The organism is Pseudoroseicyclus tamaricis (genome assembly GCF_012070395.1).
Classification (GTDB): domain Bacteria; phylum Pseudomonadota; class Alphaproteobacteria; order Rhodobacterales; family Rhodobacteraceae; genus Pseudoroseicyclus_A; species Pseudoroseicyclus_A tamaricis.
The window spans coordinates 806,061-822,691 of the sequence record NZ_JAAFYS010000002.1 but is presented as its reverse complement, the minus strand read 5'-3'; the positions used below and the strand labels follow the sequence as shown (position 1 = coordinate 822,691).

Sequence of the window (16,631 nt, the reverse complement as noted above, 5' to 3'; positions counted from 1 at the left end):
GCTCCGCTCAGGCGTATCCGAGCCGCTCCGCCGCCGGGCCGGTGAGGCGGGTGATGATCTCGAGGTTCCGCTCCCCGAAGAACTCGGCGGGCGCGGAGCGGACCTTCGCTGCCGGCTGGAACTGGACATCGAGCAGGTGGTCGATGGGCCGGGTGGCCTCCAGCCCCACGGCGGCCGCGAGCCCCTCGATGGCGCCGGTCTTGTCCGCCAGGAAGTCCTCGTAGCGCACCAGCACGTAACGCTCGGGCTGCGCGAGGTAGGTCTCCGCCGCCCGGCTCCATCGCAGGGCCAGCGCCTCGATGTGGCTCTGCCCCCCGTAGCCGAGGTCCGCGCCGCCCAGCAGGCAGCGCCAGGTGTCGTTCGGCAGTGGCGGCGCGTCGCCCCCCAGCTCCGCGAGGTGCCCCGGGATCTTCAGGCGGTTGAGGATGCTCTGGATGTTGCTCGCCGGCTCGCGGACCACGAAGATCGCCCGGGCCGCGGGGAAATGCGCCATCAGCTCCGGCGCGGCGAGCGTGAGGCAGGGCTCTTTGATGATCCGAGCCGAGAAGGCCCAGGCGTTGCGGCGCACGAAGGCGCGCGTGCCCGTCTCGCCACGCACGAGGCGCGACATGTAGGGCTCCCACGCGCCCTCGAAGTCGATCTGAGTCCTTTCGCCCGTGGCCTCGCCGAGCAGGCCGCAGATCGCCGACGTCCCCGATTTCTGCAGCCCGAAGATGAAGACCGGCGCGGGGCAGGGGGTCGAGACCAGCGCCTTGATCCGCTCTCGCTTCAGGCTCTCATTGCGCGTGATCAGCGGCGGGTCTCGCACCTCCCGCCAGAGGGCCCGGGCGGATCGCAGCTTGCCCTTGACGCTCATGCCCGCTCACCCCGCAACCTTCGGGCTCCTCACGAGGCCGGAGAGGATCGAGACGATCTCGCGCACCGTCTCCCGCCCCGGCCGGGTCAGCAGGACGAGCGCCACGGAGACGGCGTAGGAGATGACGACGGTGATGCCGATGGCCGCAATATCCGGCATCGAAACCTCTGACTTCAGGAGGCTGACGATCCCCCAGGTGATGCCGGAAGCGGCGAAGTAGGGCGCCTGCAGGATGAACAGGTCACGGAAGGAGACGATGCCGAGCCGGCTGATGTACCACCAGCGACAGGGCAGGAAGGCGACGTTGACGATGGTATAGGCCGCGGCCATGCCGACGGCGCCCCAGGGCAGGCTGGCGACGAAGGCGACGATCAGCAGCAGAGAGAAGACGATGTTGAGGCGGAACATCCGCCCCGTCTCCCCCTGCGAGATGAAGATCCACCCCCCCGTGCTCGCCACGAACTGCGCGATGCCGGCGACGCCGAGCCACGAGAAGATCGCGGCGGAGGGGAGCCACTTGTCGCCGAAGACCAGCACGATGGTCTCCTCGGCGTTGATCGTCACCGCCGCAATCGCCGGGATGGCGGCAAGCGCGGGGATGCCGACGACCCGCAGGTAGGCGTGCCTCAGCCGCGGGACATCCCCGCGCAGCTTGCTCAGCAGCGGGATGATCACCTGGCTCAGGGGATAGTTGATCGACTGCAGCGGGAACAGCAGCAGCCGGTAGGCGCGGTCATAGTAGCCGAGCGCCACCGGCCCGGCGAACTTGCCCAACAGCACGTTGTCGGCGTTGCGGCTGAAGTAGTTCACCAGCCGGAAGCCGGAGAGGTTGGCGCTGAAGGAGACGATCTCGCGCTGGATGCGAAAGCTCGGCCGCCCGGGGGACCAGCCGACGACGGACCAGTAGGCGATGCAGACGACGAGCGCCGAGGTGACACCGCCCAGCACGAGCGACCAGTAGCCGAGCCCGACGACGGCGCCGATGATTGCGGTGACGAGGTTCGTGAACGCGCCCAGCACCTCGATGCCGGCCAGCTTGCCGAACTGCAGGTGACGCGCGAGGAGCCCGGTGGGCACCATGATCATGCCGCCGAGGAAGAAGGGCAGGGCGAGGACAAGGACGACCGCCTGCAGGCGGGGCTGCTCGTAGAAGGCGGCGACCGCGGGGGCGAGGGCGGCGATCACGAGCGAGCAGACGATGGAGGCCGCGATGGCCACCCAGAACACCTGGTTGATGTCGGAATTGCTCAGGTCGGCCCGCTGGATGAGGGCCTCGCGAAGGCCGAGCTCCTGAAACATCGCGACCAGCGCCAGAATGGGGCTGACGGAGGCGATGAGGCCGAAATCCTCGGGCTGCAGAAGCCGCCCGAGCACGACAACGGAAACCAGGCTGAGCCCGATCTTCACGGCCTGCCCGCCGCCTGTCACCATTGCCCCCCGCAGGGCGATTTTCCCGAAGGAAGGCACGCGCGCGGCGGAATCCTGCGATTCGCTCGACATGAAAAGACAGCTGCTCGCTCATTGCCGCGTCTTTTGAAGATGTCGCAGTTTCGGGAGGCCGGAGCAAGGAGGAGGTGGGGTCGATGGGAGGAATTGTGCCGATGGTCAGAGCGGGTGCTTGGGGAATCGGCATCATTGGGTTTGAACTCGTCTTCGGCGTTCACGGAAAAGAGGCCTCAATCTTAAGCTGGAGCCAATGGTAGAGGGCGCCGGACTGGTCAGAGGATTTGGTGACCCAATGAGCAGGAGCGTCGGCAGAGACAAAGAAAGTCTCTCGCCTGAACGGTTCATCATGTCTGGTCTGCGGAATGTCTGCTAGGCTATGAGAAGTGGAGCGGCACGCGGTGCCGCGAATCCCGCTCAGGTAGAGCCGTATTTTGGAGATATTGCCGGTGTTGAGGAAATGGCGGGGACGCACGAACGCCCGGCGATCAGGGAAAGTGGGCGCGCAGTGGTGAGCCCCGAGACTGGCGGCCCGATGATTGCCGTCGTCATCCCGTTCTACCAAACGGAGCAGAGAATACTGCTCCGCGCTCTGGCGAGTATCGCCGGCCAGACCTTTTCCGATGGCTTCGGCCCCGCCCCGCAAATCACCGTCGTCATCGTCGACGATTCCTCGCCGCTCCCGGCCAAGCAGGAGCTGGAGTCCTACGATCCTCCGAGCGGCCTGACCCTGCACCTGATCGAGCAGCCGAACGGCGGCCCCGGCGGGGCCCGGAACACGGGGCTGGACTGGATCGCGCGGGAGGGACGGTTCGACATCGTCGCCTTCCTCGACTCGGACGACGAGTGGACGCCGACCCATCTGCAGGACGCGCTCACCTCCCTGGACCGTGGGGCCGACTTCTACTTCTGCGACAACTCCCGCGCCGGTTTCTTCGAGCGCTATTCCTCCGAAGTGCCCGTGCTGGACGACGGCGGACAGACCCTCGCGCGGCAGGCCGCGTGGGTCGACGAGGACGGCCCGGTCATGGGCTTCGCCCCCGGCGCGCTGACGGTATATTTCCTCGACCGCTACATGTGCCAGACGTCGACCGTCGTGGTAAGGGCTTCAACCGTGGAGAAAATCCGCTTCGATCCCGATCTCCGAGCCGCCTGCGAGGATTGGTTGTTCTGGGTCGAGCTGGTGCTCTCGGGGGCGCGGGTGGCGATCTCCTGGCGCTGCAATGTCGTGGCGGGGCGGGGGGTCAACATCTTCTTCCAGTCCTTCGACTGGAGCTCCCCCGCGACCTTGCGCCGGATGGCCTCGCAATACCTCTTCGCCCGGAAGTTGAAGAGGCTGGTCACGGACAAGCCGTGGCTCGGGGCGGTCGAGGCCAAGTGCGAGCACTACGGCCGCGCCTACAGCTACCTGCTGGCGCGCAACCTTCTGCGCGGCCGATTCGCGAGCGCCAGTGCGTTCCAGAAAGTGAGCCGGCTGGACCCGACCTTCCCGGCGCGGATGCCCGTATACCTCGCGAAGGTCCTGCTCGATCGGCGCCCCGATAGTCGCCTTTGGTGACGGGCCAAGATCTTCAGCATCACTGGCTTAATTTTACGCCAACGCTCCCTTTGAACAAGAATCTCGGCGCCAAAGCATTTACCCTGCCTCGCGCGTTGACATTCCCCCTGTTCCCCTCGAATATTTCCTCACTTCATGCTTGCCATATTTCGCCGTTTTCACCGGCCTACTCTCATTGCTATTCTCTCATAGCTCTTTCTTGCGCACGCACCAGATTGGATCACCTGCATGCCCCTGCAAAGCCTGAAGCGCCGCGCGATCGGCCCGTCGCTCAATGCGATTTCTCGCTTTCGGCGATATGATGCGAAGGATGCCCTGATCATCGCCGCCGACCCCCGGGGAGGGAGTACGTGGCTCTTCGAGGTTCTGCAGGGCATTCCCAAGACGGCGACAATCTACGAGCCGCTTCATTTGGGTGTGATTCCCGGACTGAAGGCCATCGGCGTCGGGTGGGACCAGCCGGTCCCCGATGATGCAGACTGGCCGGAGCTGGAGGAGTGGTTTGCCAAGTGTTTCAGCGGCGCCGAGCTGAACGAGTTCATCTGCGGCTATTCGCGTCTCCGTGAGTTCCTTTACGCCGAGCGCCTCCTCGTCAAGTTCGTGCGCGCGAAACTCATGCTGCCCTGGCTGATCCGGACGTTTGCCTTCCGCCACAAGCCGATCATGATGACCCGGCATCCCATCGCGGTCGCGCTTTCGGCGAGCAAGCACAAATGGTTCAAGAAGGAGGGCGGCGCCTTCCCGATGCCGGAGCATTACCCGGGCTACTACCTAGAGCACGAAGATATCCTGCAGTCCCTCGAGACGCCGGAGGAATATTTCGTCGCGCGCTGGTGCCTGACGAACAAGTACCTGCTCGAGCATCCGGACCACCGGCAGAAGTGGTGCGTCCTCCACTACGAGCACCTGCTGCTCGCGCCGCAGGAGAGTGTCGAGCACATCTTCTCCGAGTGGGGGATGGCGATGCCCGACCGGATTTCCGAGAGGTTCGACCGGGCGAGCCGGACGAATATCGAGGGGGACTTCCGCTCCAGCCGGCTGGAACAGCTCGACAAGTGGAAGGACGGCTACGATCAGCAGACGATCGGGCGCTTCCGCCGGATCATGGATCACTTCGAGATCGATCTCTACGACGGCTCCTCGATGCCGCGCCGGGACTCCGCCGCGCTCGGCCACATGCCCGTGTCGATCTAGGGCGGCACGATCACCCGGCCGAGGCCAGCATCCGTGAAACGTGACTGCCGCTCATCGAGGACAGGTCGGGCAGGGGCCCGCTTTCCACGATCCGCCCGCCGGACAGGACATGGACGATATCGGCGATGCGGATCATCGTTGGCCGGTGCGCGATGAGGAGGATGGTCGTCTCCGGCAGCAGGTTGCGCAATCCGGCGGCGATATCGTCCTGATGCCGCCAGTCGAGGGCGCTCGTCGCCTCGTCGAGGATCAGAAAGCGCGGCCGGCGCAGGAAGGCCTGCGCCAGCGCCACCCGCTGCCGCTCGCCACCTGAGAAGAGGCCGCCGCGCTCGCCGACGTCGCTGCCGAGAAGCGGCACGAGTTCCGACGCGCCTGCGGAGCGGAGCGCTTCGGTCATGTCCTCGTCCGAGGCGAGCGGGGCGGCGAGGATGAGGTTGTCGCGGAGGGTCGCGTGCATCAGCACCGGCTCCTGCGCGACATAGGCGAGGCGGTGGCGCCAGGCCCGGTGGTCGGTCGGGCCGAGGCTCTGCCCGTCGATGAGGACCTGCCCGTTCTGCGGGCGGATCAGCCCGGTCACCAGATCCGCAATCGTGCTTTTGCCGGAGCCGGAGGGGCCGGTAAGGGCGGTGATCTGCCCGGCCGGGATCTCCAGCGTGACGTCGCGGAGGGCCACCGTCCCGTCCGCGTAGGCGAAATCGACGCCGGCCAGCGTCACCTCGCTCGGCGCGGCGGAGCGGGGTTCGGCCGGATGGCCGGAGAGGCTCTCGTCCTTGTCGGCGTCGAGGTCGGCGGTCGCGCCCACGACGGCGGCATATGCCGGCAGGTCAACGAGCAGCTGGCTGACCTGTTGCTGCAAGGCGATGATGCGCGGCGAGGCCCGCATGAGGATCAGCAGCAGCACGAGCATCCGCGGGAAGGACAGGCCGACGATTTGCAGCGCGACGTAGATATATCCCGCCGCCCCGACGGCCATCGCCAGTTGCAGCAGCGCGCTGCTGGCGCTTGCCCGGCGCAGGTGGGCCAGCCCCTCCGTCTTGCCCTGGTCGAGCGCCGCCTCGAAGCCGGCGATGTGGCGCCGCTCGTCGTTCATGATCCGCGCCGCGCGCAGGTTGCCGAGGAAGTCGGAGACGAGGCGGCTCTGGTGTTGCCGGTTGCTCTGCAGGTGGTGGCCGTGCCGCCCCGCCGCGCGCCGGTAGCCGCGCAGCGCCCAGAGCGACAGCCCGCCGATGGCCAGCGAGAAGGCTGTCATGGCGGGGGAGATCAGCAGGCCGAGGCCGAGGTAGAGCAGCAGGCCCACGACGGTCTGGAAGATGCCCATGACCGTCGTCGCGGCGACCTGCACACGGTCGATCTCCGCCATCAGGGCATGCTGCAGGTCCGCCCGGCGGAGGCGGCTGAGCCTGTCCCAGCGGGCATGGGCGATGCTGCGGAAGAAGCCGGTCCGCAGGTTGTTTCCGAAGTCGACGAGGATGCGGGCGACGAAGATGCTGCGGTAGCGGTGGAAGAGCGCCATCAGCCCGACGAGCACGACGAGGGCGATCAGCGTCGGCGCCAGACCCACGGCGATGTCGGGCAGCTCGACCCCCAGCACCTCGCGCCCGCCGAGGTTGATCGCGTGGCTGCCGCTGCGGTCGGCCAGCGCCAGCACCGGCACGAGCAGCGCGAGGGAGAGCCCCTCCGTCAGCGTTCCGAGGGCGAGGAACAGCAGCGCGGCGGCGAAGGAGCGCCCGGCGGAGCGGCGGAGCGCATCCAGAAGTGTCATGGCCCCGGGGGGCGAGGCCGGCATTTCGGGGGCGAGGGCGGTCACGGGGCGCCACGCCGACTGGAGGCGAGGTCGGCCGCGATAACGTCGGCCACGGCGGGGAGGCGGTCGATGCCGACGGGCAACAAAAGCTCGCCCATCGTCACCTGCCCGGCCAGCGCGCTCGCCTGACGGAAGCTGCGCCGCTCGGCCTCTCCCTTCGGGGCCATGCCATGGAAGCGCGCCATGTAGGCGTAGCGGAGCGTCAGCGCGAGCGCCTGAGGTGGGGACAGGGGGCGGATCTGCGGCACGCTGACCGCGCTGTCCCGCTTCAGGGTATAGACGCGGGCGAGGGGGACGGCAGCGGCGGGCGGCTCCCCCGGCATGAGGATCCGCAGCTTCGGGATATCGTCATGCACGTGGCCCCGGGTCACGGAGGCCTCGGGCGCCAGATGCGCTGCGGCTTCCGCCGAGAGCTTCATCTGGTTCCAGGCCGGCAGCACGGCGGGCGGCGCCTCGTCCCCAAGCGCGACGATATCGTCCGACAGCATCGCGTGCCCGGCATGGCAGAGCGCGGCGGCGGTCGTCGACTTGCCGGCGCCCTTGTCGCCGGCGAGGACGATGGCGTCGCGCCCGTTCATCGTGATGGCGCTGGCATGGAGCAGGAACAGCCCACGCATGTGCAGGAGCGTCGCGAGCACCGGGCCGAGCAGCGGGAAGGCCAGCAGTTCATCGCTGACACCGGCAGCCGCCGAGGCCTCGATGCGGCCGGGCGCGGTGACGGTGAAGCGGCCGACGGCGGGCCAGAAGAACTCGGCGCGGCCGGGCTGGAACTGCGCCTCGGGGGAGGTCCGGCCCGTCTCGTCCAGAGGCGGCCCGCGCAGGATTGTCACGTCCGGCAAGGCATCGCCGGGCGCCTCGGGGGCCATCTCCGGCAGGGGGATCTCGGAGTGGATGCGCAGCCCGAAGGCCCGGTAGCGGGCCGGCGCGATGACCGGGGGGGAGAGGTCGTAGCTCATGCGCTCAGCGCCTCCCGCTCTGCGGCGGCGCCCGCTGCGCGCGGCAGGCTCTCCAGCCATTCGGCCAGTTGCCCCATCCGCCAGACCTGCCGCATGGCCGTCGGGTCCGGCGCCTCGCCCCGCAGCCGGTCCACCGCGGCGGTGGCGGTTTCCCGGTCGACGAAGCCCGAGAGCGGGCCGGCGATGGCGGCGCGCAGCCGGTCCGTCGCCGCGGGGCTGCTGGCGCGCAGGCCGGCCCAGGCGACGGCGGTGAAATCGGTCTTGTCCGGGCGCAGGCGCACCTTGTCCGGCAGGCGCCCCTCCATCGCCTGCCGGAGCGGCGCGCGGGTCAGGCCGCCGGCCAGCCGCTGTGCCTCGCTCGCCCCGAGGCAGAGGGCGACGACCTCACGGTCGTAGAACGGGTAGCGCGCCTCGATCCCGTGGGCCCGCGCCGTGCGCCAGTGCCCCTCGAAGGCGGAGGCGGTGGCAGGAACGCGCAGCAGGTCCAGATGCGCGTCCAGATCGTCCCGCGCCGGGGCGCCGGCGGACTGCCGGGCGCGCGCCACCAGATCGGTGGACTGCGCCAGCTCGGCAGAGACGAGCGCCCGCCACGCCCAGGCGTCCTCCCGGCCCGAGGCGCCGCGCAGGCCCGCTGCGGCGCGGCGCAGCCGGTAGCGAGGCGCCGCGTTGGAGAGGACCTCCAGCACCACGTCGCCGCGTTGCCGCCCGGCCAGACGCGCCGGCCCCTCCGCCTGCCGCCAGAGCGCGCCGAGCTTCAGCCCCTGGGCCAGCCGGTGCAGGTGCCGCTGACCGGTGCCCACCACCTCGTCGCCGCCATGCCCGTCGAGGATGCTGTCCATCCCGAGGCTGCGGGCGAGCGCGTAGAGCGCGCCGATGCCCTTCTGCCCGAAGCCGTTGATCGGCTGGCCCTGCTCGGCGAGGAGGGCCGGGATGTCATCGAGGCAGCTCCCCACGGTCTCCAGCAGGTGAGGCTCGAAGCCGCCATGGCGCAGCACCTCGGCGATGTAGGCGCTCTCGTCCGCCTCGGGCCGGTCCGGGAAGACAAGCGACAGGGCGGTGACGGGCTGGCGATGCTCCGCCGCCAGCACGGCGAGGCTGCCCGAGTCGAGCCCGCCGCTGAGCATGCAGGCCGTCCGGGCGCCGAGCCGGGTGGTGGTGGCGCGGGTCAGCGCCTCGCGGAGGGCCTCCGGCAGCTCCCCCGGCGCGACCGGCCGCGCGAGGCTGCGGCCGGGCAAGGCGACGGGGCGCTCCTGTGCCTGGTGAGTGGGGTGCAGGTCGACCTGAAGGGCGTGGCCGGCAGGGAGCTTGCGGATCTCGCGGTAGGGCGTGGCCCGGGGGTCGGTATCGAGCCCCGAGAGGTACTCGGCGATCCAGGTGGGATCGGCAGAAAGGGACCCGCAGACGCGCGCGAGCGCCGGCAGATCATCTGAGAGGAGGAGGCTATCCGGCCCGTCGAGCCGGTAGAGCGGCACGATGCCGAACATGTCCCGCTCCGCCACGAGCCTCCTCGCCCGGCTGTCCCACAGCACGGCGGCGAAGGCGCCTTCGCCCGCGCCGCAGCGGCCCGTCCGCCGGTATCGCTCGGCCTGCTCGGCAACGGCGGAACTCGGCCCGAGCAGAAGAACCCCCGCCTCCGTCACCTCCCAAGGCCCCCAGCCGCGCCGGCTGTCGGCACCGAAGGTCGCCTCGCCCATGGAGAGGATCGTCTGCGCCGGGGCAGGGATGCCCGCCGCCGTCAGGATCGCCCCGACGATGCGGCGCTGCGACGAGCCATCGCCGGAGAGGGCGCAGGCGAAGGTCACGCCGCGCCCCTCGTCGTGCCGTCGCAGTCGTAGATCGCCAGCGTCCGATGCGCCCGCGCCTCCGCCTGTGTGCCGCCGAGGAGGATGGTGCTGCCGCACTGGAGCCATGCGTGGGGGGCGAGCCCGGCCGCCGCGTCCCGGGGCAGGGAGATGCGCACCTCCGAAGCAATGCCCCGCCGCGCCAGCATCGCCTGCCCGGCCATCGCCTGGGTGAGGCAGCTTGCGCCCGGCACGAGCCTCGCCGTCGCCGCGACCGCCCAGGCGACGACCCGCAGGTCTCCCAGATCCGGGGCCTGCCTGACCGGCAGGCGCGCGATCCGGCGGCGCAGCGTCGCCGCCCGGCGGAGCGACAGCATCAGGCGTGTCCATGTGACGAGGCGAAGGGCTTCGGCCAGCGCCGGGAGCGGCCTCTGCCGCCACCGTACGGCTGACCCGGCCGGGCCCGTCGCCTGATCGCCGCGCCTCATGCGGGCTCGACCAGGCTCTGCAGTCTCAGGCTCTCGAGCAGCCGATCGACATCCTGTCGGCAGCGCTCTTCCGAGACGTCGAAGGCGCCGACCGTCTTCGCGATGATCTCGTCCTGCGTCGCAGGCTGGGCGAGCTGCTCCCAGATGAAGCGGCCGACGGCGTTGAGGGTGAAATACTTGTCTGCCCGCGTATCGAGGATCGCGGCGCCATCGCCGAGCTCGCACACGTAACAGCCGTCGGCTGCGCGCAGCCGGCCGATTGCGTTGGTCATGACGATATCTCTGGAGGAAGCAGAGGGCCGCCGGCGCAAACTGCGCCGGCGGAGTGGTCAGGCACTCACCTTACGAGAAGGTGAGATCGCCGAAGGGCGTGCCGATCTGGTAGCTGGCATCCAGCTTGGTGCCCGTCGAGGCACCCTGGGTCAGCTCTTCGAGAGAGCCGCCGGCGACGAGCGCCGGGGCTTCGTATTGCCGTTTATCGTCATGATTTGTCATGGTTATCCTCAAAAGTTACATTGCTAAACGATGCGATTGCGGTGGTAGCCGCAATGAGAAAGAGTGACGCTCTCTTGCGCAAATTCAAGTTAATAGAAAATGGTAGGCAATGCGAGCGGTAAAATAAGGTGAAGAAAATGCGGAGGTTTAGGGCGGAAATTGACTGTGAAGAGACGCGAAATGTCGCATGAATTCACGGGCTTCGACATGCGCGAATTGCTGCGGTGCGGCAATGATTGAAGTCGAGCGACACTACGCCGATGTCCTCCAGCGCGACTGCCGGCCCGCTTCTGCCCTGCTGGTCGAAGCCCTCCGACGCCGCGCCGGCCTGCCGGATTCGCGACTCGGTGAGGGTGCGGAGGAGGTGGACCCGACGACGCTCCTGCACGTGGCGCGCCTGAACCAGGTGACGCTCGCGCTGGCCACGCTGCGGGACTGGACGGGCTTTGAGGCCATCGCCCCGACGGTCGACATGACCCGCCTGCGGACGGTCGCCATCAACCGCAAGGGCCTCGCCCTGACCCGGCGGATCGCGGCGGAATTCGAGGCGGCGGGGCTGCCATATCTCGTCCTGAAAGGCCCTTTGAGCCAGGTGACGCTGTACGGCGACCCGTGCGTAAAGCCTTCTGGCGACAGTGATTTTTATGTCGGCGCCGGTGATCTGCCCACCGCGCGGCGTATCCTGGCGCAGCAGGGGTTCAAGGGCGGGGGCGGTAACCTATCCGCCTGGTGGATTCATGGGCTGGGAGAGCAGCACTTCCAGGACGACGCGGGCAACGTGGTGGACCTGCACCACCGTCTCCAGCAGCCCGGAGGGGTTCGCCTGCGCGACGAGGAGCAGGTGCTGACGGAGCGCGAGATCCAGTCTTTCGAGGGCGCGCAGTACACTGTGCCGTCTTCGCATGATGTGATCTGCCTGACGGCGATCTCCCTCACGCGGGCCCTCTACGGGCGCGAACCGGGGGGCCGCTACCTGCTGGATCTGGCCCGGATCAGCCGAGACCTGGCCCCGGACCAACTGAGTGATCTTCTGGCCCATGCGAAGGCGCAAGGTATTGAAGGAACGATACTTTTTGCCCTTCAACTGACCTGCGCTGTGCTGGGACCTCTCCCCATTGTGCTACCGCGGCATCCTCTTTCGCTCGAAGATTGTGCTCTGAGGGAAATGGCCTTAATTCCTTGGACCTCCGGCCTGCCCTGGCCGCGTCGCCGGGAACTGCTCTGGCTGTTTTGTGAGCGACGGCCGTTTCCATTCCTTGCTGAGGCGGGGCGATCGGGAATGGCGGATGTCTTGAGACGTATTCTCTCTTAGAATCGGTCGTCGAATACGAATTCAGTCAGATAGAACGAATCGCGAAATAGACACCTTGTATTACAAGCCGCCCGCGATTCCGCCGTGCGCGCGGTGTAGAAAATTGTCTTAAAAGAATCGAGGTCTTGCGACGCCCTAGACCAAGGAAAAGAGGGCTTTCGCAGCGATGATGGCGCTAACGATACTGTGCTCGGGTCCGACGGTGTCCCGCATTTCCGCGTCACACCCACTCGGCCTCCAAATCTCTTTTCCGTGAGCGGGCCAAAAAGGTTTGATATGTCATTGGACACATCATGCTTGTCTGTCGCCGTGTGCGCCCAGGTCGTGTAGGACTGGCCCGGAGACAGGGGGCGTCGCAGGCCTCCAAAGATGGGGACAGTGCGATTTTTTCCAGGATCCTGAGGATGCTTGTCCCGCGACCATCGGGCGCGGCAAAGAGCGAGGAGCGACCTGCCGAGACAGGCACGGAAGAGCAGACTGCTCCTGCCCGCGAGACCCATGAGCAACGCTATATCTTCATCGGCGGCCTTGATCGCGGTAGCCTCGCGCTGATCGAGCGATGCCTCGTGGACCGCTCCGTCGTCGCCACCCTCCGCCCGGATCTGCCGGAGCGCGAGGGCCAGTATCTGCAGGACGTGGTCCCGAACGACCGGGAGCGCGGCGGGCTTGGGCGGTTCGCCCTCGACGCAAGGATGCACACGCCCCCCGCGCCGCCCACGGAGGCCGAGCGGCAGCGGCGACGGCTGCTCGAGTGCTGGGGCCCGTCGGTTGTCGGTGAAGCCGATATTCTCGTTGAGAAAAGCGCGGCGAACCTTGTCAGGATCCCTTGGCTCAGGAGCCTCTTCCCCGGCGCGCGCTTCGTCATGATGACGCGCGACCCGCGTGTCGTCGCCGTGACGTCGTCCAAGGAATACGGCGCCTCGGTCGACGAGATGCTTATCAACTGGGGCGCCGCCTATGCCGCGGCCTGGCGGGCGAAGCAGGAGGGGCTGGATGACTGCATCTTCCTGCGCCACGAGGATCTGCGGGACGCGCCGGAGGAGGTCGTCGACCGCCTGATCGCCGAGCTCGGCCTGCCCCTCCGGCCGGATGCCGCACCGCTGTCGCTGCGTAACGAGGATGACACTGCCGCCATTGCCGAATTCGGCCAGCGCCGCCTCGGGCAGGGCATCTGGGAGACGCTCGGCTACCAGCTGTAGCGCGTCCAAGCAGGGCTCAGATCGGCCTCGTGCCGGGAAGACCGATTCGGTGAAACGGCCCCGCCTCGGGCCGAGCGGTCGCGTCATTCCTGCACAATCAGCCGGCAATGCGCTTAATTTTAGTCAAGTTCGCATCCTGCTGACCGGGCTTAATTTTCTTTTCTGCCCGCAATTGATCCAAGTTTTCGGAATAAAATCAAAGCCGACCGCAATTCTTGGCTGATTTCCGCCGGTGTCCCTCGGCGAGATTGCCATGATGCGCGTGGCAACTTTTGATGGTGGGGTTCATTACATCAATTCTCGGTCTCCGTTATTTTCAACCTGGGTGGGTGTTCAATGCCATTTGAGACGACGAGGACGAATGCCGCTCAGACGAGCGGCGCCAAGACGATTTTGTACCTGACCTACAATCTCAACGACGCTGCTGCCTGGCGCCGTGTGCGGATGTTACGGGAGGGCGGGGCCGAGGTGTTTGTCGCGGGATTCGCGCGGACGGACGATCCTCTCCCCGAAGATGCAATTGTTCTCGGCCGCACGAAGAACGGGCGGCTTGGCGCGCGCATTTCCACGGTGATCTCCGCCCGGCTGAGATTGATGCGCGCCCTGAAGGGCCTTCCGCGGCCCGATGCCATTATGGCGCGCAATCTGGAGGTATTGGCGCTCGCCTCGCCTCTCGCGCGCAAGTTCTCCGAAGATGGCGCCGGACATGTGCCGCTCTCCTACGAGGTGCTCGATATTCACCGGATGATGCTCGGCGACGGCGCGAAGTCGCGGGCGCTCCGGTCGGTGGAGCGGCGGCTTTGCAGAAACGTCGACCGCCTCGTGCTGTCCTCCGAAGCCTTCCACCGGGAGTACTTCGAGAAATACGGGCAATGCAGCGCGCCGACCCTTATCGTCGAAAACAAGTCCCTCGCGCCGCCGCCCGAGCCGCGCGAGAACCCGCGCCCAAAGCTGGAACCCGGCAGCCCCATCCGCATCGGCTGGAATGGCATCCTGCGCTGCAAGCGGTCGCTGGCGCTGCTCGACGCGGCCACGCGGCAGTCGCCCGGGCGCTACCGGGTCGTCATGCGCGGGCGCCCGGCGCTCGACGAGATTCCCCACTTCCATGACGTGGTCGCGGCCAACCCCGACCTCAGCTTCGACGGCCCCTACGACTACCCCGCCGACCTGCCGCGCATCTACGGCGACATCGACGTCGCCTGGCTGATCGACCGCTACGAGGCGGGCGGCAACTCGGAGTGGCTGCTGCCGAACCGGCTCTACGAGGCGGGGCAGCACCATGTCCCCGGCATTGTCCACGCTGGCAGCGAGGTTGAGCGGGTGACGAGCGAGCTCGGCGTCGGGCTGGTCGTGAAGGACGACACCGGCGAGGCTGTGCACGACGCGCTGGAGCAGATCACCGAGACCCGTGTGGCGGAGCTTCGCGCCGCCTATGCCAAGGTCCCGGCCGACCGCTGGACATGCCATCGGGCCGATTGCGAGGTCCTCGTCGCCGGCGTCACGGGGGAGGCCTTCGATGTCGCCCCCAAGGAGCTCGCCAAGGTCGAGCGGGTGCTGGAGAGCGGCGGCGTGCTGGTCGTCATCCCGGCGTTGAACGAGGAGGCGCATCTCGGCGATGTCATCGACTCCATCGTCCCGTTCCTGCGTCGCTGCGGCGAGAGCGGGCGGGAGGCGCGGGTCGTCGTCGCCGATGGCGGCTCGGAGGATGGCACGCAGGATGTCGTGCTGCGCAAGGCCGGTGCCATGCCCGGCAGCATCAGCCTGCTCGACAACCCGAAGAAGCTGCAGAGCGCCGGCATCAATCTTGCCTGCGAGACCTACGGCGAGGGGATGAGCTGGCTCATCCGGCTCGATGCCCACGCCCGCTACCCGGACGATTACTGCGACATCCTGCTGGAGGAGGCGCAGCGGCAGCAGGCCGAGAGCATCGTCGTCTCGATGGAGGCGACGGGGACGGGCTTCCTGCAGCGGGCCATCGCGATGGCCCAGAACTCTCCCCTCGGCAACGGCGGCGCGGCGCATCGCAACAGCCCGAGCGGCAAGTTCGTCGATCATGGCCACCACGCGCTGATGCAGATGGCCGGCTTTCGCAGGGCAGGGGGGTACGACGAGACCTTCTCGCACAACGAGGATGCCGAGCTCGACCTGCGCCTCGCCTCCATCGGCGCGCAGATCTGGCTGACGGCCCGCACGGGGCTGCAGTACCTGCCGCGGGACGGCGCCGCCTCGCTCATGCGCCAGTACTACAACTTCGGGCGGGGGCGGGCGCGCACGATGTACAAGCACGGCTCCCGGCCGCGCCTCCGCCAGCTCATCATGATCGCGCTCGCCCCCTCAGTCGCGCTGGCGCTCTTCGCGCCGTGGCTGCCGATCCTCGCCATCTTCCTCGTCGTCTGGATGACGGGGTGCCTCCTCGGCGGGCTGGCGCTGGCGCTGTCGAGGCGCTCGCTGCTCGGCCTCGCCGCCGGGCCGCTCGCGGGGATGATGCACCTCGCATGGTCCGCCGGCTTCTGGCGGCAGATGGTCCTGAACCTCACCAGCGGCCAGCCCTACAAGCTGCCGGCGCGGCCGAAGGAGGCGGCGCCGCTGACGCCGGAGCGTGTCGCCGTCGGCATCTGCACCTTCCGCCGCGATCAGCTGCTGGAGACGCTGGAATCGCTGGAGGATCAGCGCGGCCTCGACGGGGTGCCCCTGACGCTCATCGTCTCCGACAATGACCGGAGCGACAGCGCCCGGGCGATGGTGGAGCGGTTCGGCGCGATGTCGCGCCACGAGGTGATCTACCTGCACGCCCCGGCGGAGAACATCTCCGTCGCCCGCAACGCCATCCTCCGGCAGGCGCGGGCCGAAGGGATCGAGGTGCTGGCCTTCATCGACGACGACGAGATCGCCTCGCGGAACTGGGTCAGCCAGCTGCTTCGTCAGCTACAGGCGGATGACGCGGAGATCGTCGTCGGTCCCGTGCAGGCGCTCTATCCCTCTACCGCGCCGGCCTGGATGCGCCAGCGGCGCGTGCATGACACGCGGCCGGAGCTCGATGCCAACGGTCGCCCCATCGCCGGACACAGCTGCAACGTGATGATCCGCCTCGCCGCCGCGCCCTTCGACGGGCTGAGGTTCGACCCGGCGCTCGGCGCCACCGGCGGGGAGGACACCGCCTTCTTCGAGCAGGCCCGGCGGAACGGCGCCCGCTTCGTAATGCAGCCGGCCGCCATGGTGACGGAGACGGTGCCGCCCACCCGCATGAGCCTGCGGTGGCTGTTGCTGCGGCGCTACCGGATGGGGCACACCCATGCGCAGCTGCATTTCTGCGCCTCGGCCATGTCGCGGGCAGAGAATCTCCCCCTGGCCCTCGCGAAATTCGGATACTGCATGTGCCTTGCAGTTGTGCTCGCGCCGCTCCCCGGCCCGCGAAATGACAATTTGATCCGGGGCGCGCTGCATCTTGGCGCAATTTCCTCCATGCTGGGCTTCCGGCAGGTGATCCTCTACGGGTCCGCGGAAAAAAGCAGTGCGTAACCCGCGGGCGCTGCGTTTTCGCTCAT

13 protein-coding genes are annotated in these 16,631 nt (G+C 67.9%); 5 read left to right on the top strand and 8 right to left on the bottom strand.

Going from position 1 to position 16,631, the window contains the following annotated elements:
• Window positions 1-7 precede the first annotated feature (7 nt).
• Both GY170_RS10305 and GY170_RS10300 read right to left on the bottom strand, forming a co-directional pair.
• The gene (locus tag GY170_RS10305) at window positions 8-856 is read right to left on the bottom strand and encodes a sulfotransferase family protein (protein WP_163893073.1); all 849 of its coding nucleotides are present in this window, start codon (window positions 854-856) and stop codon (window positions 8-10) included.
• 6 nt (window positions 857-862) lie between these two features.
• Window positions 863-2,356 (bottom strand): lipopolysaccharide biosynthesis protein, encoded by a 1,494-nt coding sequence (locus GY170_RS10300; protein WP_163893070.1) that lies wholly within the window; start codon window positions 2,354-2,356, stop codon window positions 863-865.
• Between the two features lie 478 nt (window positions 2,357-2,834).
• Here GY170_RS10300 and GY170_RS10295 point away from each other — a divergent pair, with 478 nt between their 5' ends.
• Complete coding sequence (locus tag GY170_RS10295; RefSeq protein ID WP_163893067.1) at window positions 2,835-3,857, top strand: glycosyltransferase family 2 protein; 1,023 nt, start codon at window positions 2,835-2,837, stop codon at window positions 3,855-3,857.
• 417 nt (window positions 3,858-4,274) lie between these two features.
• A complete protein-coding gene (locus GY170_RS10290; protein ID WP_167803312.1) occupies window positions 4,275-5,051 on the top strand; it encodes a hypothetical protein in 777 nt (258 codons plus the stop codon).
• Between the two features lie 10 nt (window positions 5,052-5,061).
• Here the strand turns inward: GY170_RS10290 and GY170_RS10285 are convergent, their stop codons facing one another.
• The 6 genes from GY170_RS10285 to GY170_RS10260 form a co-directional block, all read right to left on the bottom strand.
• A complete protein-coding gene (locus GY170_RS10285) occupies window positions 5,062-6,813 on the bottom strand; it encodes an ABC transporter ATP-binding protein (protein WP_163893061.1) in 1,752 nt (583 codons plus the stop codon).
• Window positions 6,814-6,854: 41 nt separating this feature from the next.
• Window positions 6,855-7,811: a phosphoenolpyruvate carboxykinase (ATP) gene (locus GY170_RS10280; protein WP_163893058.1), complete on the bottom strand. Its 957-nt coding sequence runs from the start codon at window positions 7,809-7,811 to the stop codon at window positions 6,855-6,857.
• A complete protein-coding gene (locus tag GY170_RS10275; protein ID WP_163893055.1) occupies window positions 7,808-9,613 on the bottom strand; it encodes an asparagine synthase-related protein in 1,806 nt (601 codons plus the stop codon). Before GY170_RS10275 ends, GY170_RS10280 begins: the two co-directional genes overlap by 4 nt.
• A complete protein-coding gene (locus GY170_RS10270) occupies window positions 9,610-10,080 on the bottom strand; it encodes a lasso peptide biosynthesis B2 protein (protein WP_163893052.1) in 471 nt (156 codons plus the stop codon). The genes GY170_RS10275 and GY170_RS10270 overlap by 4 nt, the downstream gene beginning before the upstream one ends.
• A complete protein-coding gene (locus GY170_RS10265) occupies window positions 10,077-10,352 on the bottom strand; it encodes a PqqD family protein (protein ID WP_163893049.1) in 276 nt (91 codons plus the stop codon). Before GY170_RS10265 ends, GY170_RS10270 begins: the two co-directional genes overlap by 4 nt.
• 70 nt (window positions 10,353-10,422) lie before the next feature.
• Window positions 10,423-10,575: a lasso RiPP family leader peptide-containing protein gene (locus tag GY170_RS10260; RefSeq protein ID WP_163893046.1), complete on the bottom strand. Its 153-nt coding sequence runs from the start codon at window positions 10,573-10,575 to the stop codon at window positions 10,423-10,425.
• 232 nt (window positions 10,576-10,807) lie between these two features.
• Between GY170_RS10260 and GY170_RS10255 the strand changes: the two genes are divergently transcribed.
• The 3 genes from GY170_RS10255 to GY170_RS10245 all read left to right on the top strand — a co-directional run bounded on the left by GY170_RS10255 (window position 10,808) and on the right by GY170_RS10245 (window position 16,605).
• A complete protein-coding gene (locus tag GY170_RS10255; RefSeq protein WP_163893043.1) occupies window positions 10,808-11,887 on the top strand; it encodes a nucleotidyltransferase family protein in 1,080 nt (359 codons plus the stop codon).
• 404 nt (window positions 11,888-12,291) lie between these two features.
• A complete protein-coding gene (locus GY170_RS10250) occupies window positions 12,292-13,086 on the top strand; it encodes a sulfotransferase family protein (protein WP_163893040.1) in 795 nt (264 codons plus the stop codon).
• A 336-nt stretch (window positions 13,087-13,422) separates the two neighbouring features.
• Window positions 13,423-16,605, top strand: coding sequence for a glycosyltransferase (locus tag GY170_RS10245; protein WP_163893037.1), 3,183 nt, complete (start codon window positions 13,423-13,425; stop codon window positions 16,603-16,605).
• Window positions 16,606-16,631 lie beyond the last annotated feature (26 nt).

Bases quoted from the DNA above. Each gene is read 5' to 3' on its own strand.
- GY170_RS10305 (WP_163893073.1), bottom strand. From the start codon at position 856: ATGAGCGTCAAGGGCAAGCTGCGATCCGCCCGGGCCCTCTGGCGGGAG.
- GY170_RS10300 (WP_163893070.1), bottom strand. From the start codon at position 2,356: ATGTCGAGCGAATCGCAGGATTCCGCCGCGCGCGTGCCTTCCTTCGGG.
- GY170_RS10295 (WP_163893067.1), top strand. From the start codon at position 2,835: ATGATTGCCGTCGTCATCCCGTTCTACCAAACGGAGCAGAGAATACTG.
- GY170_RS10285 (WP_163893061.1), bottom strand. From the start codon at position 6,813: ATGACACTTCTGGATGCGCTCCGCCGCTCCGCCGGGCGCTCCTTCGCC.
- GY170_RS10280 (WP_163893058.1), bottom strand. From the start codon at position 7,811: ATGAGCTACGACCTCTCCCCCCCGGTCATCGCGCCGGCCCGCTACCGG.
- GY170_RS10270 (WP_163893052.1), bottom strand. From the start codon at position 10,080: ATGAGGCGCGGCGATCAGGCGACGGGCCCGGCCGGGTCAGCCGTACGG.
- GY170_RS10265 (WP_163893049.1), bottom strand. From the start codon at position 10,352: ATGACCAACGCAATCGGCCGGCTGCGCGCAGCCGACGGCTGTTACGTG.
- GY170_RS10260 (WP_163893046.1), bottom strand. From the start codon at position 10,575: ATGACAAATCATGACGATAAACGGCAATACGAAGCCCCGGCGCTCGTC.
- GY170_RS10255 (WP_163893043.1), top strand. From the start codon at position 10,808: ATGATTGAAGTCGAGCGACACTACGCCGATGTCCTCCAGCGCGACTGC.
- GY170_RS10250 (WP_163893040.1), top strand. From the start codon at position 12,292: ATGCTTGTCCCGCGACCATCGGGCGCGGCAAAGAGCGAGGAGCGACCT.
- GY170_RS10245 (WP_163893037.1), top strand. From the start codon at position 13,423: ATGCCATTTGAGACGACGAGGACGAATGCCGCTCAGACGAGCGGCGCC.